At 28.7% G+C, this 16,034-nt stretch carries 10 protein-coding genes and 1 tRNA gene; 8 read left to right on the forward strand and 3 right to left on the reverse strand.

Going from position 1 to position 16,034, the window contains the following annotated elements; genetic code table 11:
- Nucleotides 1-346: 346 nt before the first annotated feature.
- A tRNA-Leu gene (locus GOM42_RS03725) sits at nt 347-435 on the reverse strand.
- A gap of 390 nt (nt 436-825) precedes the next feature.
- Between GOM42_RS03725 and GOM42_RS03730 the strand changes: the two genes are divergently transcribed.
- Both GOM42_RS03730 and GOM42_RS03735 read left to right on the forward strand, forming a co-directional pair.
- Nucleotides 826-1,188: a YccF domain-containing protein gene (locus tag GOM42_RS03730; protein ID WP_003476972.1), complete on the forward strand. Its 363-nt coding sequence runs from the start codon at nt 826-828 to the stop codon at nt 1,186-1,188.
- Nucleotides 1,189-1,720: 532 nt separating this feature from the next.
- Nucleotides 1,721-2,263 (forward strand): NADH peroxidase, encoded by a 543-nt coding sequence (locus GOM42_RS03735; protein WP_003453016.1) that lies wholly within the window; start codon nt 1,721-1,723, stop codon nt 2,261-2,263.
- A 132-nt stretch (nt 2,264-2,395) separates the two neighbouring features.
- Here the strand turns inward: GOM42_RS03735 and argH are convergent, their stop codons facing one another.
- Nucleotides 2,396-3,796: an argininosuccinate lyase gene (gene argH, locus GOM42_RS03740; protein WP_011590304.1), complete on the reverse strand. Its 1,401-nt coding sequence runs from the start codon at nt 3,794-3,796 to the stop codon at nt 2,396-2,398.
- A 93-nt stretch (nt 3,797-3,889) separates the two neighbouring features.
- A complete protein-coding gene (locus tag GOM42_RS03745; RefSeq protein WP_011590305.1) occupies nt 3,890-5,101 on the reverse strand; it encodes an argininosuccinate synthase in 1,212 nt (403 codons plus the stop codon).
- Between the two features lie 625 nt (nt 5,102-5,726).
- Here GOM42_RS03745 and fsa point away from each other — a divergent pair.
- From fsa to aroA, 6 genes are all read left to right on the forward strand, one after another.
- Nucleotides 5,727-6,374, forward strand: a complete 648-nt coding sequence (fsa, locus tag GOM42_RS03750) for a fructose-6-phosphate aldolase (RefSeq protein ID WP_003453088.1) — start codon at nt 5,727-5,729, stop codon at nt 6,372-6,374.
- Nucleotides 6,375-6,773: 399 nt separating this feature from the next.
- Nucleotides 6,774-11,834, forward strand: a complete 5,061-nt coding sequence (locus GOM42_RS03755; protein WP_252597699.1) for an endo-alpha-N-acetylgalactosaminidase family protein — start codon at nt 6,774-6,776, stop codon at nt 11,832-11,834.
- 174 nt (nt 11,835-12,008) lie between these two features.
- The gene (locus GOM42_RS15670) at nt 12,009-12,140 is read left to right on the forward strand and encodes a hypothetical protein (protein ID WP_003452864.1); all 132 of its coding nucleotides are present in this window, start codon (nt 12,009-12,011) and stop codon (nt 12,138-12,140) included.
- 165 nt (nt 12,141-12,305) lie between these two features.
- Nucleotides 12,306-13,319 (forward strand): 3-deoxy-7-phosphoheptulonate synthase, encoded by a 1,014-nt coding sequence (gene aroF, locus GOM42_RS03760; RefSeq protein ID WP_003457101.1) that lies wholly within the window; start codon nt 12,306-12,308, stop codon nt 13,317-13,319.
- Between the two features lie 120 nt (nt 13,320-13,439).
- Nucleotides 13,440-14,492, forward strand: a complete 1,053-nt coding sequence (gene aroB / locus GOM42_RS03765) for a 3-dehydroquinate synthase (protein WP_078233407.1) — start codon at nt 13,440-13,442, stop codon at nt 14,490-14,492.
- Between the two features lie 249 nt (nt 14,493-14,741).
- Complete coding sequence (gene aroA / locus GOM42_RS03770) at nt 14,742-16,016, forward strand: 3-phosphoshikimate 1-carboxyvinyltransferase (protein WP_078233408.1); 1,275 nt, start codon at nt 14,742-14,744, stop codon at nt 16,014-16,016.
- Nucleotides 16,017-16,034: the final 18 nt, after the last annotated feature.

Below are 16,034 nucleotides of genomic sequence, written 5' to 3' on the forward strand. Positions count from 1 at the left end.
CAGTTTAATTTATAACTATAATTACAATAAAAATTAAGTATTTAAATATAAACTATCTAAAGTTTAGATGGTTCAATATTTTTTTAATAAGTATAAAGGAGCTTTAGACAGAGTTACTTTAAAATGTGTTTAGAAGGTTTAATATTTCCTTAATAAGAAAAAGTATTTGATAGAAACTAAAAGGCTTTATTAGAAAAAAATATTAGATATAGGTAAACAATCTAACAGCAGTGAAATTAGTTTGTTTTATCTATATCTAATAAAAATACTCTAATAGAGCTTTTGTGTTTGGACTTTTTTAGTTTTGTCAAAAATAAAAAAACTCTTAAACTAAGTTTAAGAGTTTTGGTGCCGAAGACCGGAATCGAACCGGTACGGTGTGTTAGCACCGCAGGATTTTAAGTCCTGTGCGTCTGCCAGTTCCGCCACTTCGGCATGTCCTGTTGATAATAACTATTATATATACATAAAAGAAAAATGTCAACAAAAAAATTAAAAAATTTAGTATATAAATTTAAAAAGATTATAAATCATTAAAAAATATATAAAAATTAGTTGAATTCTAAAGAAAAAGATGATATTTTATTTAAAATACTTTTTGATTTTATTATATAAAATTTAAATATAAATAAAATGGAGTTTAAAATCAAAAGGGTATTTGGAGGTAGGTTAATTTTAAATAATTACTATATTAAGATGATTTTTTTATTTTATATAAAATTAGTTTGTTTAAAAAGATTAAGAAAGAATAGAACATTTTTTTTATATAATCAAAGTAAATATTATTATAAAAATTAAATATTTATTATACAAGGAGGAAAAATAGTGAGTTGTTTAGGAAATCTTATTTGGATGATATTTGGTGGATTTTTTAATGCTTTAGGATGGTTATTTTGGGGATGTATATGGTGCATAACAATAGTAGGAATACCTGTTGGATTACAATGTTTTAAATTAGCAGGGTTACAATTAGCTCCTTTTGGTAAAGAAGTAGTAACTGTTGACGATGGAGCAGGAAATCTTATTCTTAATATATTATGGATAGTTTTTGGTGGATTTACATTAGCTCTAGGAAATTTAATAAGTGCAGCTATGTTTGCTATTACAATAATAGGAATACCTTTTGCAATACAGTCACTAAAGTTGGCTAAATTATCTCTTATGCCTTTTGGTAAAGTGGTAAGATAATATGCCTTTTAACGAAATATATTATAAAATATTTCCTTAAAATGATTAATATAGTGAAGGACTTTGAAGTTGTTAATTTATTAGAAAATTTATTCTTAAGACTAATCATTATTTTGTTAAGAGAAGGGCTTATATCAAAATAAATTTTTATAAAACTTACAAACATTATGAAGCAAAATCTATTAATTTTCTAAATATGTTTGTAAGTTTTCTTATTATATTTTTATAAAAATCCCTTCTTTTTGTATGAAAAATTGAAATGATAAAATATGAATAGTTTTATTACAATAAATAATAGTTTGAACTTAAATTTTAATATAAAAAAACTGATAAAGGATTATTTTTTATTAAAAGTATAAATTATTTAAAATATGTTGATAATGGAAAATTATTATTATATAATATTAATAAAGGTTAAGAAAAAATTAACAGATTAAATCTATAGATTATAAAGAAAGAGATTTAGTAGGATAATTTTCTTAATAACCTATGGATGAAAAATATGGAGACATAATATTAGGAGGATTTTATTATGAAAAAATTTGTTTGTACAATTTGTGGATATGTTTATGAAGGAGAAAAAGCACCAGAAAAATGTCCAATCTGTGGAGCAGGTGCTGATAAATTCGTAGAACAAAGTGGAGATTTAGCTTTCGCTGATGAACATAGAATCGGAGTTGCTAAAGGTGTAGATGAAAGAATAATCGAAGGATTACAAGCTAACTTTACTGGTGAATGTACAGAAGTAGGAATGTACTTAGCTATGTCAAGACAAGCTGATAGAGAAGGATTCCCAGAAGTTGCAGAAGCTTATAAAAGAATAGCTTTCGAAGAAGCAGAACATGCTGCTAAATTTGCAGAAATGTTAGGAGAAGTTGTAGAAGCTGATACTAAAGCTAACTTAATGGCAAGAGTAAATGCTGAACACGGAGCTTGTCAAGGTAAAAAAGATTTAGCTACTTTAGCTAAACAATTAAACTTAGATGCAATACATGATACAGTTCATGAAATGTGTAAAGATGAAGCTAGACATGGAAGAGCTTTCGAAGGATTATTAAAAAGATATTTTGAATAATTAAAATAAAAGATGATTTCTACATTTGTAGAAATCATCTTTTTTACTTTAATCTATATTTAAAAATATAGATTAGCATTACTTGTTAAATTTATCTTATAATTTATAAAAATTAATTATTATATTTTAGTGCTATTTTAGAAGATTAAGTTTTTCATTACTTTCTTGTATAAAATTATTTAAATGTTCAATTTGAATGTTTATAGACGAAATACTTGGTCCACCTATTACTTTTCTTTCTTCTATACAAGTTAAAAGATTAATAGCTTTATATATATCATTTTCGAACTTATTTGAGAAAGTTTTAAATTCAGATAAAGATAAGTTATCAATAGATTTCCCTTCATCTATACAATAAAGAATTAAATTTCCTACAATCTCATGAGCATCTCTAAAAGCTACACCTTTTTTTACTAGATAATCAGCGACGTCAGTGGCGTTAGTAAATCCAGAAGAAGCTGAAGTTTTCATAATACTCTTATTAATTTTCATTGTTTTTATCATTCCATTAAAAGTTTTTATAGAAAGTAGAGTAGTATCTAACCCATCAAATAAAGCTTCTTTATCTTCTTGCATATCCTTATTGTAAGCTAAAGGAAGTCCCTTCATAACAGTTAATAGAGTCATTAAATCTCCATAAACACGTCCAGTTTTTCCTCTTACTAATTCTGCAACATCAGGATTCTTTTTTTGTGGCATAATACTGCTTCCAGTACTATAACTATCATCTAATTCAATAAATTTAAATTCATCAGTAGACCAGATGATTATTTCCTCTGAAAATCTAGAAAGATGCATCATAAGTAAAGAGAGGCAAGAAAGTGTTTCAATAGCATAATCCCTATCAGAAACAGAATCTAAACTATTTAGTGTAACTTTTGAAAAGCCTAGTAGATTTGCAACTTTTTCACGATTTATAGGGTAAGTAGTAGTTGCTAAAGCACCACTGCCTAAAGGCATTTCATCAAGTCTTTTATAACAATCTAGTAATCTAGATATATCTCTTTTAAACATTTCACTATATGCTAAAATATGATGAGCAAATGTAATAGGTTGAGCCTTTTGCATATGGGTATATCCTGGCATAATAGTTTCTTTATTTTCTGAAGAAAGATTTAATAGAGTTTTTTCAAGGTTTAAAATTTCACATATTAAAATTTTAATATATCCTTTTAAATATAATTTTGTGTCTAAGGTTACTTGATCATTTCTACTTCTACCAGTATGTAGTTTTTTTCCTTCTTCACCAATGTAATCTGTAAGAGTACTTTCTATAAAACTGTGTATATCTTCTGAAGAGTTATCTATTTTTAATACTCCTTGATTTAATTTATTTAATATTTCATATAAACCAGAAGCAATTTTTTTGCTATCTTCCTTTGGAATAATTTTTTCTTCACCAAGCATAGTAACATGAGCTATACTTCCAATTATATCTTCTTTATACATTCTTGAATCAAAAGAAATAGAGGAATTAAAAGTGTTAACTAGATCATCAACTTGGTGAGTGAATCTTCCGCCCCATAATTTCATAATAAATTCACCTCATTTATATAGTATGTTAGAGCATAAAATATTTAGCTCTAATTTTAATATTAGCTATGTATTAAGTACATAGTTATCTCCTTAATTTAACTTTTGGGCCATTTTAGCTTGTACGATAGATGGTAAGCTAAAAAGATTAATAAAGCCTTCAGCGTCCTTTTGATCATATATTCCATCTTCACCAAAAGTAGCGTATTCTTCGCTGTATAAAGAATATGGTGATGTCATTCCAGCATTTATTATGTTTCCTTTATATAATTTTAATTTTATTTCGCCAGTTACAGTTTCTTGAGTTTTTGATATAAAGGCAGATAAGGCTTCTCTCAATGGGGTAAACCATTGACCATTATAAACTAAATCAGCGAATTTTAAGGAAACTATTTCTTTATAATGGGAGGTTTCCTTATCTAAACATAATTCTTCTAAATCTTTATGAGCTTTATATAAAATAGATCCTCCAGGAGTTTCATATACTCCTCTTGATTTCATACCAACTAATCTATTTTCAACCATATCTATAACTCCAATACCATGTTTTCCACCAATTTTATTAAGTTCCTGTAAAAGAGTGACTCCATCTAGTTTTTCACCATTTAATGAGGTTGCAATTCCTTTTTCAAAACCTAAAGTAATATATTCAGCTTCATTAGGAGCCTTTTCTAAGGTATTACATAGTTCGAGAATTTTATCATATTTAGGTTCATTTTCAGGAAACTCTAAATCTAAACCTTCATGGCTTAAATGCCATAGATTTTTATCTTTACTATAATTTGTTTCATAAGTAATATTTATAGGAACTTCATTGTCTATAGCATATTGTATTTCTTCTTCTCTAGATTTAATTTCCCAAGTTCTCCATGGAGCAATAATTTGCATTTCTGGATTAAAAGTTTTAATTGCTAATTCAAAACGAACTTGGTCATTTCCTTTTCCAGTACATCCATGACAAATAGCATCTGCACCTTCAAGTTTTGCAATTTCTACTAATCTTTTTGCTATTATAGGTCTAGCAAAAGAAGTGCCTAGTAGATACTTTCCTTCATATTTTGCCCCAGCTTGTATGGTAGGAAAGATGTAATCTTCTACAAATTCTTTAGTTAGATCCTCAATATATATTTTAGACGCCCCAGTTTTTATAGCTTTTTCTTTTAATCCAACTAATTCATCAGATTGTCCAACATTTCCTACCACTGCAATAACTTCACATCCATAATTTTCTTTTAACCAAGGGATTATTATTGAAGTATCTAATCCTCCTGAATAGGCTAAAATTACTTTATTAAATTTTTTCATATACATTCCACCTTTAATATTTATTGTTTATTGCTTGTTAATAATTATACATATTAAAGTATATTTATGCAATATTTATTTAAAAAATAAATAAAAACATGTATTTTATGCAGTTTATAATGAATATTATGCAAAAAGGAGCTGGTGTATGAGAGTGGTAAATAGAATTTGTTAGTTTAAAGTGGACATTTAAAATATATTTTTAGATAAATATTAAAACATTATATAAGATATTATTTTTAAGATATTATTTTTAAGATGTTATTTTGAAAATAGGTTTAAGAATGGGGATTTTTAATTGAAGATTAATTTAGCTTATATTAAATAGTATTTATGATTTTTACACAGAATAAAGAGTGGAAGATTAATTGTATTATTTGTATATACTTTAAATGATAAAGGTTACATAAGGAATACTCTAATCACTGAATATGATACATTAAATTTCTAAAATATTATATTATAGCATAATATATAGAAAAAAATAAATTAACAAAATGTAAACTTTAAATAAAAACATTGAATAATTCTTTTTGTAATGTTAATATCTATCTGTGGAAACGATTAATAGAAAAGTATGGAATTCAAATTAATATTTTTAAAGTAATGAAAAGGAGATTATGAAATGAAAATATTTATCGATACTGCCAATGTAGAAGAAATAAGAAAAGCTAGTAAATTAGGAGTTTTAGCTGGAGTAACAACTAATCCTTCATTAATAGCAAAAGAAGGCAGAGATATTAAAGAAGTAATTGAAGAAATATGTAGCATAGTAGATGGACCAATAAGTGCTGAAGTTATGGCTTTAGAGTGCGACGAAATGGTTAGAGAAGGAAGAGAATTAGCTAAAATACATAAAAACATAGTTATAAAAATACCTATGTGTGAAGAAGGTTTAAAAGCTGTAAAAGTATTAGCTAGTGAAGGAATAAGAACCAATGTTACTTTAATCTTCTCACCATTACAAGCTTTATTAGCAGCTAGAGCTGGTGCATCATTCGTAAGTCCATTCTTAGGAAGACTTGATGATATAGGAAATCCAGGAATTGAAATTGTAACTCAAATCGCTGAAATGTTTGCTTTACATGGAATAGACACTGAAATAATATCTGCAAGTGTTAGAAACCCAATGCATGTTTTAGATTCAGCTATGGCAGGATCACACATTGCAACAATTCCTTATAATGTTATACTTCAAATGGTAAAACATCCTTTAACTGATGCTGGTATGAAAAAATTCATTGAAGATTATAACAAAGCTTTCAATAAATAATATAATCTGCATTTACAATATAAATTAATACATTAAATTATATTTATAAAAGAATATATTTTACTTATAGTCAACAATTAACCCTTAAAAGAACTATCTAATTTAGATAGTTCTTTTATTTTGGTAGATTATCTAGTATCTATTATATTAAGGTTATTTTTATTATTAATTTTCATAAGTTCATAGTTTATATTATGGATTTTAAGAAGAATAGTATTATATGAAAAAGAGTTATCTAAAGAATAGATAACTCTTTTTATTTATAAAAATAATTTAATCTTAAATAAAGTATCTGTAAATAAAATACATACTAAAGTAGAAAATATACATGTTATTTATTGGTATTAAAGGATAAAATTATAAATATAAACATTTAACATGAAATTAGGGGGGAGAAAAATGGGTAGAAAATGCATGAATAAGAAGATTGCCGCAATAATAGCAGCTGCCGTTATTGTAGGACAATTACCAATTTCAGTACTTGCTACACCTGTTAATGAAGCTGGAGATGAGATTAATAGTGAATCAGATGAAATTTTAACTAATAGTGATGAAGAAGCTGAGGCTTATATTCAAAACTATGATAGACCAGAGGGGGTTACTTGGACAAAATTAGCAGGCTCAGGAAGTGTTGAGGTAACTGATGGATTTTTATCAGTTACCAATAATGGAGATTATAGAATTATGGAAGATCAATCGCCTAATATAAAAAATGGTGAGTTAGAAAGTAAATTTACAGTTGGAGGTTCTCAAACTGGAATAATATTCAGAGCAACTGAGTCAAACTATGGAATGATCAACTATAACTCAGGTACTGGCTGGGTTATAGAAAATAAAAATAGTTGGGAGGATATTACAGGACCAAGACTAAATAATGGAGATGTTGTAACAGTTAAGGCTACTTTTGTTGAAAAGCATTTAACTGTTAATGTTTCTGTAAATGATGGAGAATTTGAAACTATATATGATAAAGAATCAGATTTAATTCCATTACAAGCTGGTAAAGTTGGATATAGAGGATGGGGTAATGCTAAAACTACCAAATTTGATTATATTAAGTATGCTCCTATGACTATAGATAAGGGGCCTATAGTATCAATAAATGAAGTAAATGTAGAAACTTATCCAAGAGTTAAGCCTATTTTACCATCAAGTGTTACAGTAAATCATGAAAATGGTATGTCTAGTATTAAGGATGTTTCTTGGAATTATATACCTAAGGAAAGTTATTCAAAGCCAGGTACATTCAAAATTGAAGGTACAGTTGAAGGTACAGATGTAAAAGCAATAGCTAATGTAACTGTAAGTTCAGATTTAGCATATTATGAAACTAATTTTGAAACAGAAGAAACAAGAGGAGATTGGCAAGTTGTACAAGGAGGAGGATCTCCAAGTTATGAAGAGGGTAAAGTAAAAATACCTATGAATGGAGTATCAATAGCTGTTGATATGAATTCTCCAGAGGTTAAGAACTTTACTTATGAAACTGATTTTTCTGTTGATAATAATGGAGGAAGAATAGGTCTATTATTTAGATATGTATCAGAAACTGAGTGGGGAGCTGTTTGTTATGATAATGGTTCTTGGGTATGGAAAACTGGAGATGGCAAATATGGTAATTTCCCAGGAACATTTACACCAGATCCGGGAAAAACTTACAGAATAAAGATTAAAGTAGAAGATACAAATATTACTATGTGGGTTGATGGAGAGAAGATAGGGCAAGTTGCAGTATCTAATTTACCAGATGTAAGAGGAAAAGTTGGCTTAACTGGATGGTTTGGAAATAAAAATGTTACTTTAGATAATCTTGTTGTTGAGGAATTAGGTGGAATAATGGCACCAGAAGTAGGTCCATTACAAGAACAAAGTATAGAATCAGATTCTATGAAAGTTGTTTTAGATAATAGATTCCCAACTGTTATTAGATATGAGTGGAAAGGAACTGAAGATGTTTTATCAGGAGCATCTGTAGATGATTTAGAAGCTCAATATATGGTTGAAATTAATGGTGAAAAGAGAATTCCAAAAGTAACTAGTGAATTTGCAAATAATGAAGGTATATATACATTAAACTTTGAAGATATAGGAATGACTATTACTTTAAAGATGACTGTTAATGAAAATAAATTAAGAATGGAAGTTACTGATATTCAAGAAGGAGATGTTAAACTTCAAACATTAAATTTCCCAAATCATAGTTTAGCTTCAGTAAGCAGTTTAAATAATGGTAAAACAGCCTCTGTTCTAACAACTGGTGACTGGAATAACATAAATGAAGAGTTTACAGATGTTGCTAAGGCAAAACCAGGGGTTAAGGGTAAAACTTATGCATTTATAAATGATGATAAGTTTGCTGTTACTATAAATAATAATACTATTGAAGGTGGAAATAGGGTTGTATTAACAACAGAAAATGATACTCTTCCTGATAATACAAACTATAAGAAAGTTGGAATATCAAACGGTACTTGGACTTATAAAGAAATTCTTCAAGATACAACAGAGCAAGGAAGTAAGCTATATCAAGGTGAAAAGCCATGGTCAGAAGTAATTATAGCAAGAGATGAGAATGAAGATGGTCAAGTAGATTGGCAAGATGGTGCTATTCAATATAGAAAAAATATGAAAATTCCAGTAGGTGGAGAAGAAATAAAAAATCAAATGTCATATATTGATTTTAATATTGGATACACTCAAAATCCATTCCTAAGATCATTAGATACAATTAAAAAGCTTTCAAATTACACAGATGGATTTGGACAATTAGTTCTTCATAAAGGATATCAAGGAGAAGGACATGATGACTCTCATCCAGACTATGGTGGACATATTGGTATGAGACAAGGTGGTAAGGAAGACTTCAATACCTTAATAGAACAAGGTAAGGAATATAATGCTAAAATAGGTGTTCATATAAATGCAACTGAATATACTATGGATGCGTTTGAATATCCAACTGAATTAGTTAACGAAAATGCTCCAGGATGGGGATGGTTAGACCAAGCTTATTATGTAAATCAAAGAGGAGATATAACTAGTGGTGAATTATTCAGAAGACTTGATATGTTAATGGAAGATGCACCAGAGTTAGGATGGATTTACGTTGACGTTTATACAGGTAATGGATGGAATGCTCATCAATTAGGAGAAAAGATAAATGATTATGGAATTATGATTGCAACAGAAATGAATGGACCATTAGAGCAACATGTTCCATGGACTCACTGGGGTGGAGATCCTGCATATCCAAACAAGGGAAATGCAAGTAAAATAATGAGATTTATGAAAAATGATACTCAAGATTCATTCTTAGCAGATCCATTAGTAAAAGGTAATAAGCATTTATTATCAGGTGGATGGGGAACTAGACATGATATAGAAGGTGCTTATGGTACAGAAGTATTCTATAATCAAGTATTACCTACTAAGTATTTACAACATTTCCAAATAACTAAGATGAGCGAAAATGAAGTATTATTTGAAAATGGAGTTAAGGCTGTTAGAGAAAACTCTAATATAAATTACTATAGAAATGATAGATTAGTTGCCACTACTCCAGAAAATTCAATTGGAAATACTGGTATAGGGGATACTCAATTATTCTTACCATGGAATCCTGTTGATGAGGCAAATAGTGAAAAGATATATCACTGGAATCCATTAGGAACTACTTCAGAATGGACTTTACCAGAAGGATGGACTTCTAATGACAAAGTTTATTTATATGAATTATCAGATCTAGGAAGAACTTTAGTTAAGGAAGTACCAGTTGTAGATGGAAAGGTTAATTTAGAAGTAAAACAAGATACTCCTTATATAGTTACTAAGGAAAAGGTTGAAGAGAAGAGAATAGAGGATTGGGGATATGGCTCAGAAATAGCTGATCCAGGATTTGATTCTCAAACTTTTGATAAGTGGAATAAAGAATCTACTGCTGAAAATACAGATCATATAACTATTGAAAATGAAAGTGTTCAAAAGAGATTAGGTAATGATGTTCTTAAAATAAGTGGAAATGAAGGCGCTGATGCTAAAATTTCTCAAAGCATAAGTGGATTAGAAGAAGGAGTAACTTATTCAGTATCTGCATGGGTTAAAAATGATAATAATAGAGAAGTTACACTAGGAGTTAATGTTGGTGGAAAAGATTTCACTAATGTAATAACAAGTGGTGGTAAAGTAAGACAAGGAGAAGGTGTTAAGTATATTGACGATACTTTCGTGAGAATGGAAGTAGAATTTACTGTACATAAAGGAGTAAATTCAGCTGATGTTTACTTAAAGGCTTCAGAAGGAGATGCTGACTCAGTTGTACTAGTTGATGACTTTAGAATATGGGATCATCCAGGACACACTAATAGAGATGGATATGTATTCTACGAAGATTTTGAAAATGTAGATGAAGGTATATCACCATTTTATTTATCTCCAGGAAGAGGACATTCAAATAGATCTCACTTAGCTGAGAAGGATATATCTATAGATGCTAATCAAAGAATGAACTGGGTACTTGATGGAAGATTCTCATTAAAATCTAACCAACAACCAAAGGAAATAGGTGAAATGTTAACTACAGATGTTTCATCATTCAAATTAGAACCAAATAAAACTTATGAATTTGGATTCTTATATTCATTAGAAAATGCTGCTCCAGGATATTCTGTAAATATTAAGAATAGAGATGGTGAAAAGATTGTAAATATTCCTTTAGAGGCTACTGGTTCAAATTATGCACAAGATATTTTCACTAAAACTAAATCTGTAACTCACGAGTTTACAACTGGAGATTTCGCTGGAGATTACTATATTACTTTAGAAAAAGGTGATGGATTTAAAGAAGTAATATTAGATAATATTTATGTTAAAGAAATAGATAAGTCAATTGAATCACCAGAATTAGCTCATGTAAACTTAAATACAGTAGAACATGACTTAGAAGTTGGACAAAGCGTTCCATTTGCTATAAATGCATTAATGAATAATGGTGCAAATGTTAACTTAGAAGAAGCTGAAGTTGAATATAAAGTTTCAAAACCAGAAGTTTTAACTATTGAAAATGGAATGATGACTGGAGCTTCTGAAGGCTTTACTGATGTCCAAGTAAATATTACTGTTAATGGAAATAAAGTTTCTTCAAATACAGTAAGAGTTAAGGTTGGAAATCCAGAAGTTGAGGAGGAAGAAGTTATAGTAAACCCAGTAAGAAACTTTAAGGTTACTGATAAGACTAAGAAAAATGTAACTGTAAGCTGGGAAGAGCCAGAAAAAACTTATGGATTAGAAGGTTATGTTCTTTATAAAGATGGTAAGAAAGTTAAAGAAATAGGTGCTGATAAAACTGAATTTACATTTAAGGGATTAAACAGACACACTATTTATAACTTTAAGATTGCTGCTAAATATTCTAATGGTGAACTTTCAACTAAGGAATCAATAACTGTTAGAACTGCTAGATAATAAGTTTTAATTATTTTAATTAGATTGAAGTAAATTTTAAGCAAGTAGTATAAGATTTTATATAGAGTCTTATACTACTTTTGTTTTAAATTTTATTGACTTTGAAATTACAAAGTGTATAATAAATTTAAAAAAGTTTAGAAATAACTGTTTAAAAATTTTTTGGAGGATGTTATGCTAAATTTATTAGTAAAGGGATTAGTAGCACAATTTTATAGCTTTTACTCTAGCTGGGGCTTTCATTTTAGCGCTGGATCTTTTATGTGCAACAAAAACTATGCTCTTTTAACTAATGGGTTTGTATAATTAGCGTGATAGATATTAATATTATAGTAATATTGTATTATAATTTATTTGATAGAACTCATTAAAGTGGGTTCTATTTTTTTGCAATAGTATAATTTAAACAGTTTAATTTTACATTTAGACTATTTTAGATAAAAAGGTTAAAATAAAAAAGGAGGGCGAATTATGATAGTTATATTAAAACCAGGAACAAAGGAAGAGGAGATTTTAAAATTGATAAAAAAGATAGAATCACTTGGAGTTGAGACTCAAAGAATTTCTGGAAGTGAAATGTGTGTAATTGGTTTAGTTGGAGATACAAGTAAAATAGATCCTGCTAAAGTAGAAGCAAACAAAAATGTAGAGAGAATAATGCCTGTTCAAGAGCCCTTTAAAAAGGCAAATAGATTATTCCATCCAGAGAACTCTATAATTGATGTCTTAGGAAATAAAATTGGTGATAAGAAAATAGCATTAATAGCTGGCCCTTGTTCCGTAGAGAGTGAGGAACAAATAACTGAAATAGCCAAAGAAGTTAAGGCATTAGGGGCAAGTTTCTTAAGAGGTGGTGCATTTAAACCAAGAACTTCACCATACAGTTTCCAAGGGTTAGAACTTGAAGGATTGGAGCTTCTAAAAAAGGCTAAGGCAAAAACAGGTCTTCCTATAGTTACAGAAATAATGTCAACTAGTATGATAGAAAAGTTTATTGAAGATGTTGATGTTATTCAAGTTGGAGCAAGAAATATGCAAAACTTTGATCTTTTAAAAGAGCTTGGAAAGACAAAAAAACCTATTCTTTTAAAAAGAGGATTGTCAGCTACAATAGAGGAACTTATAATGTCAGCAGAGTACATAATGGCCGGTGGAAATGAAAATGTAATTCTTTGTGAAAGAGGAATTAGAACCTTTGAAACTTATACAAGAAATACCTTAGACTTAAGTGCAATACCTGCTATTAAAAAACTAAGTCATTTACCAGTAATTGTTGATCCAAGCCATGCAGCAGGAAAGTCATGGATGGTAGACCCTTTATCAAAGGCAGCCATAGCTGTAGGTGCAGATGGATTAATAATAGAAGTACATAATGACCCTGCTAATGCCTTATGTGATGGTCAACAGTCAATTAAACCAGAAGAGTACGGAAAGCTTTTAGAAGATTTAAGAGCTATCGCAAAGGCTGTTGGTAGAGAGTTATAGAATATTATTTAATTTAGTGGGAGTGTTTAAACTCCCATTAAATTTATACTTAAATAGAAATAACATAATAAAATTAATATTTTTATAAAACATAAAATTAAAGGGTTTGGAGTGATAAAAATGAAAGTTTTAAGAGTAAATTTAGATGAAAAAAGTTATGATATAGTAATTCAAAAGGATTTAAAAGATTATTTTGGAGAATACATAAAAACTGTATTTGATGGGAAAAAAGTAGCTATTATAACTGATGATAATTTAAATGATATATATGGAGAGGCTATAAAGAAAAACATAGAAAATGAAGGATTTGAAGTTGAAGTTATTTCTGTTACACCAGGAGAAAAGAGTAAATCTTTTAGTGTATTACCAGGAATATATAATAAACTTTTAGATTTTAAACTAACTAGAAGCGATTTAATCATAGCTCTAGGTGGCGGGGTTGTTGGAGACCTTGCAGGTTTTGTTGCATCAACTTTTTTAAGAGGAATTAGCTTTATACAAATACCTACATCATTATTAGCTCAAGTTGATTCTAGCGTTGGTGGTAAGGTAGCTGTTGACTTAGAAAGAGGTAAGAATTTAGTAGGAAGCTTTTATCATCCAGAATTAGTATTAATAGATCCCAATATGCTTGGAACGCTTCCAGAAAAATATTTTAATGATGGCCTTGGAGAGGTAATAAAATATGGATGTATTAAGAGTAAAGAGTTATTTGAAAAGTTAGAGGGCTTTGAAAATAAAGAGGATCTAAAAGAGAATATTGGAGAAATTATTTATGAATGTTGCAATATAAAAAGAGAAGTGGTTGAAAATGACGAAAAAGATTTAGGAGAAAGAATGGTTCTAAACTTTGGTCATACTTTAGGTCATGCCATAGAGCAAATTTATAATTATGAAACTTATTCTCATGGGGAAGCTGTTGCCATAGGAATGAATATGATAAGCAAGATTGCAGAAGAAAAGGATCTTACTAAAAAAGGAACAGCAGAAAGAATTGAGAGTTTATTAAAGAAGTATGGATTAAATACTGATGTTAACATTGAAGATAATGGATTAGCTAGAGAAGCTATAAAATTAGATAAGAAGAATTTAAATGGAAATTTAAATGTTATCCTTTTAAAAGATATTGGGGAAGGATATATATATAATACAACTGTAGAATTTTTTGAATAAATGCATAGGGGGTTAAGTGAATATTAATTTAAAGTTATTACTTTATAAATAACTTAACAACTTGGTTTCATAAAGGAATTTAGAGCTAATTTAATTATTTCTCTAGTTTTTAAATTTAGAAATATATTAATTCTCTAAAGAATTTTCTTAGAAAGGCTTTAGGGTTGTATATGAAAATTAATATTGGTTTAAAACAGAGGATAAAATTTATAGTGTAATTTAAAAATAAGTATAGGGAGCGGGTAAAAAGTGAAAAAGGTAATTATAACTCCTAGTAAGTTAAAGGGAAGTGTAAAAATACCACCTTCTAAAAGTATGGCTCATAGAGCTATTATTTGTGCTTCTTTAAGCAAAGGAGAAAGTGTTATTTCTAACATAGATTTTTCAGAAGATATTATTGCAACTATGGAAGGTATGAAATCTTTAGGAGCAAATATAAAAGTAGAAAAAGATAAACTAATTATAAATGGAGAAAATATTTTAAAGGATTCTAATTATAAAGTTATTGATTGTAATGAATCAGGTTCCACTTTAAGATTTTTAGTTCCAATTTCCTTAATAAAAGATAATAGAGTTAATTTTATCGGTAGAGGAAATTTAGGGAAAAGACCATTAAAAACTTATTATGAGATTTTTGAGGAGCAAGAAATTAAGTATTCCTATGAGGAAGAAAATCTTGATTTGAATATAGAAGGAAGCTTAAAAGGTGGAGAATTCAAAGTTAAGGGAAATATAAGTTCTCAATTTATAAGTGGTTTATTATTTACTCTTCCTTTATTAAAAGAGGATTCTAAAATAATAATAACTACAGAACTTGAATCTAAAGGATATATAGATTTAACTTTAGACATGATAGAAAAGTTTGGAGTTACAATAAAAAATAATAATTATAGAGAATTTTTAATAAAAGGTAATCAAAGTTATAAGCCTATGAATTATAAGGTTGAAGGTGATTACTCACAGGCTGCTTTCTATTTTTCAGCAGGGGCCTTAGGCTCAGAAATAAATTGTCTTGATTTAGATTTAAGTTCTTATCAAGGGGATAAGGAATGCATTGAAATATTAGAGGGTATGGGTGCTAGGCTTATAAAAAATCAAGAAGAGTCTTTAAGTATAATTCATGGGGATTTAAATGGAACAATTATAGATGCTTCACAGTGCCCAGATATAATTCCAGTTTTGACAGTGGTTGCTGCTTTAAGCAAGGGAGAGACTAGGATTATAAACGGAGAAAGACTTAGAATAAAAGAATGTGATAGATTAAATGCTATCTGCACTGAGCTTAATAAACTAGGTGCAGATATAAAGGAATTAAAAGATGGACTTATAATAAATGGAGTTAAAGAGTTAATAGGAGGAGAAGTATATAGTCATAAAGATCATAGAATAGCTATGAGTTTGGCTATTGCTTCTACAAGATGCAAGGAAGAGGTTATTATAAAAGAACCAGATTGTGTTAAAAAATCTTATCCAGGATTTTGGGAAGATTTTAAGAGCTTAGGTGGAATTTTAAGAGAAGAATAATATATAAAATATTTGACA

Source organism: Clostridium sp. 16K-1-R1 (assembly GCF_023921145.1).
GTDB lineage: Bacteria > Bacillota > Clostridia > Clostridiales > Clostridiaceae > Sarcina > Sarcina perfringens.

Excerpts from the sequence above, each read along its gene's own strand:
- GOM42_RS03755 (WP_252597699.1), top strand. The coding sequence starts at position 6,774 with ATGGGTAGAAAATGCATGAATAAGAAGATTGCCGCAATAATAGCAGCT.
- aroB (WP_078233407.1), top strand. The coding sequence starts at position 13,440 with ATGAAAGTTTTAAGAGTAAATTTAGATGAAAAAAGTTATGATATAGTA.
- GOM42_RS03745 (WP_011590305.1), bottom strand. The coding sequence starts at position 5,101 with ATGAAAAAATTTAATAAAGTAATTTTAGCCTATTCAGGAGGATTAGAT.
- GOM42_RS03735 (WP_003453016.1), top strand. The coding sequence starts at position 1,721 with ATGAAAAAATTTGTTTGTACAATTTGTGGATATGTTTATGAAGGAGAA.
- GOM42_RS15670 (WP_003452864.1), top strand. The coding sequence starts at position 12,009 with ATGCTAAATTTATTAGTAAAGGGATTAGTAGCACAATTTTATAGCTTT.
- argH (WP_011590304.1), bottom strand. The coding sequence starts at position 3,796 with ATGAAATTATGGGGCGGAAGATTCACTCACCAAGTTGATGATCTAGTT.
- fsa (WP_003453088.1), top strand. The coding sequence starts at position 5,727 with ATGAAAATATTTATCGATACTGCCAATGTAGAAGAAATAAGAAAAGCT.
- aroF (WP_003457101.1), top strand. The coding sequence starts at position 12,306 with ATGATAGTTATATTAAAACCAGGAACAAAGGAAGAGGAGATTTTAAAA.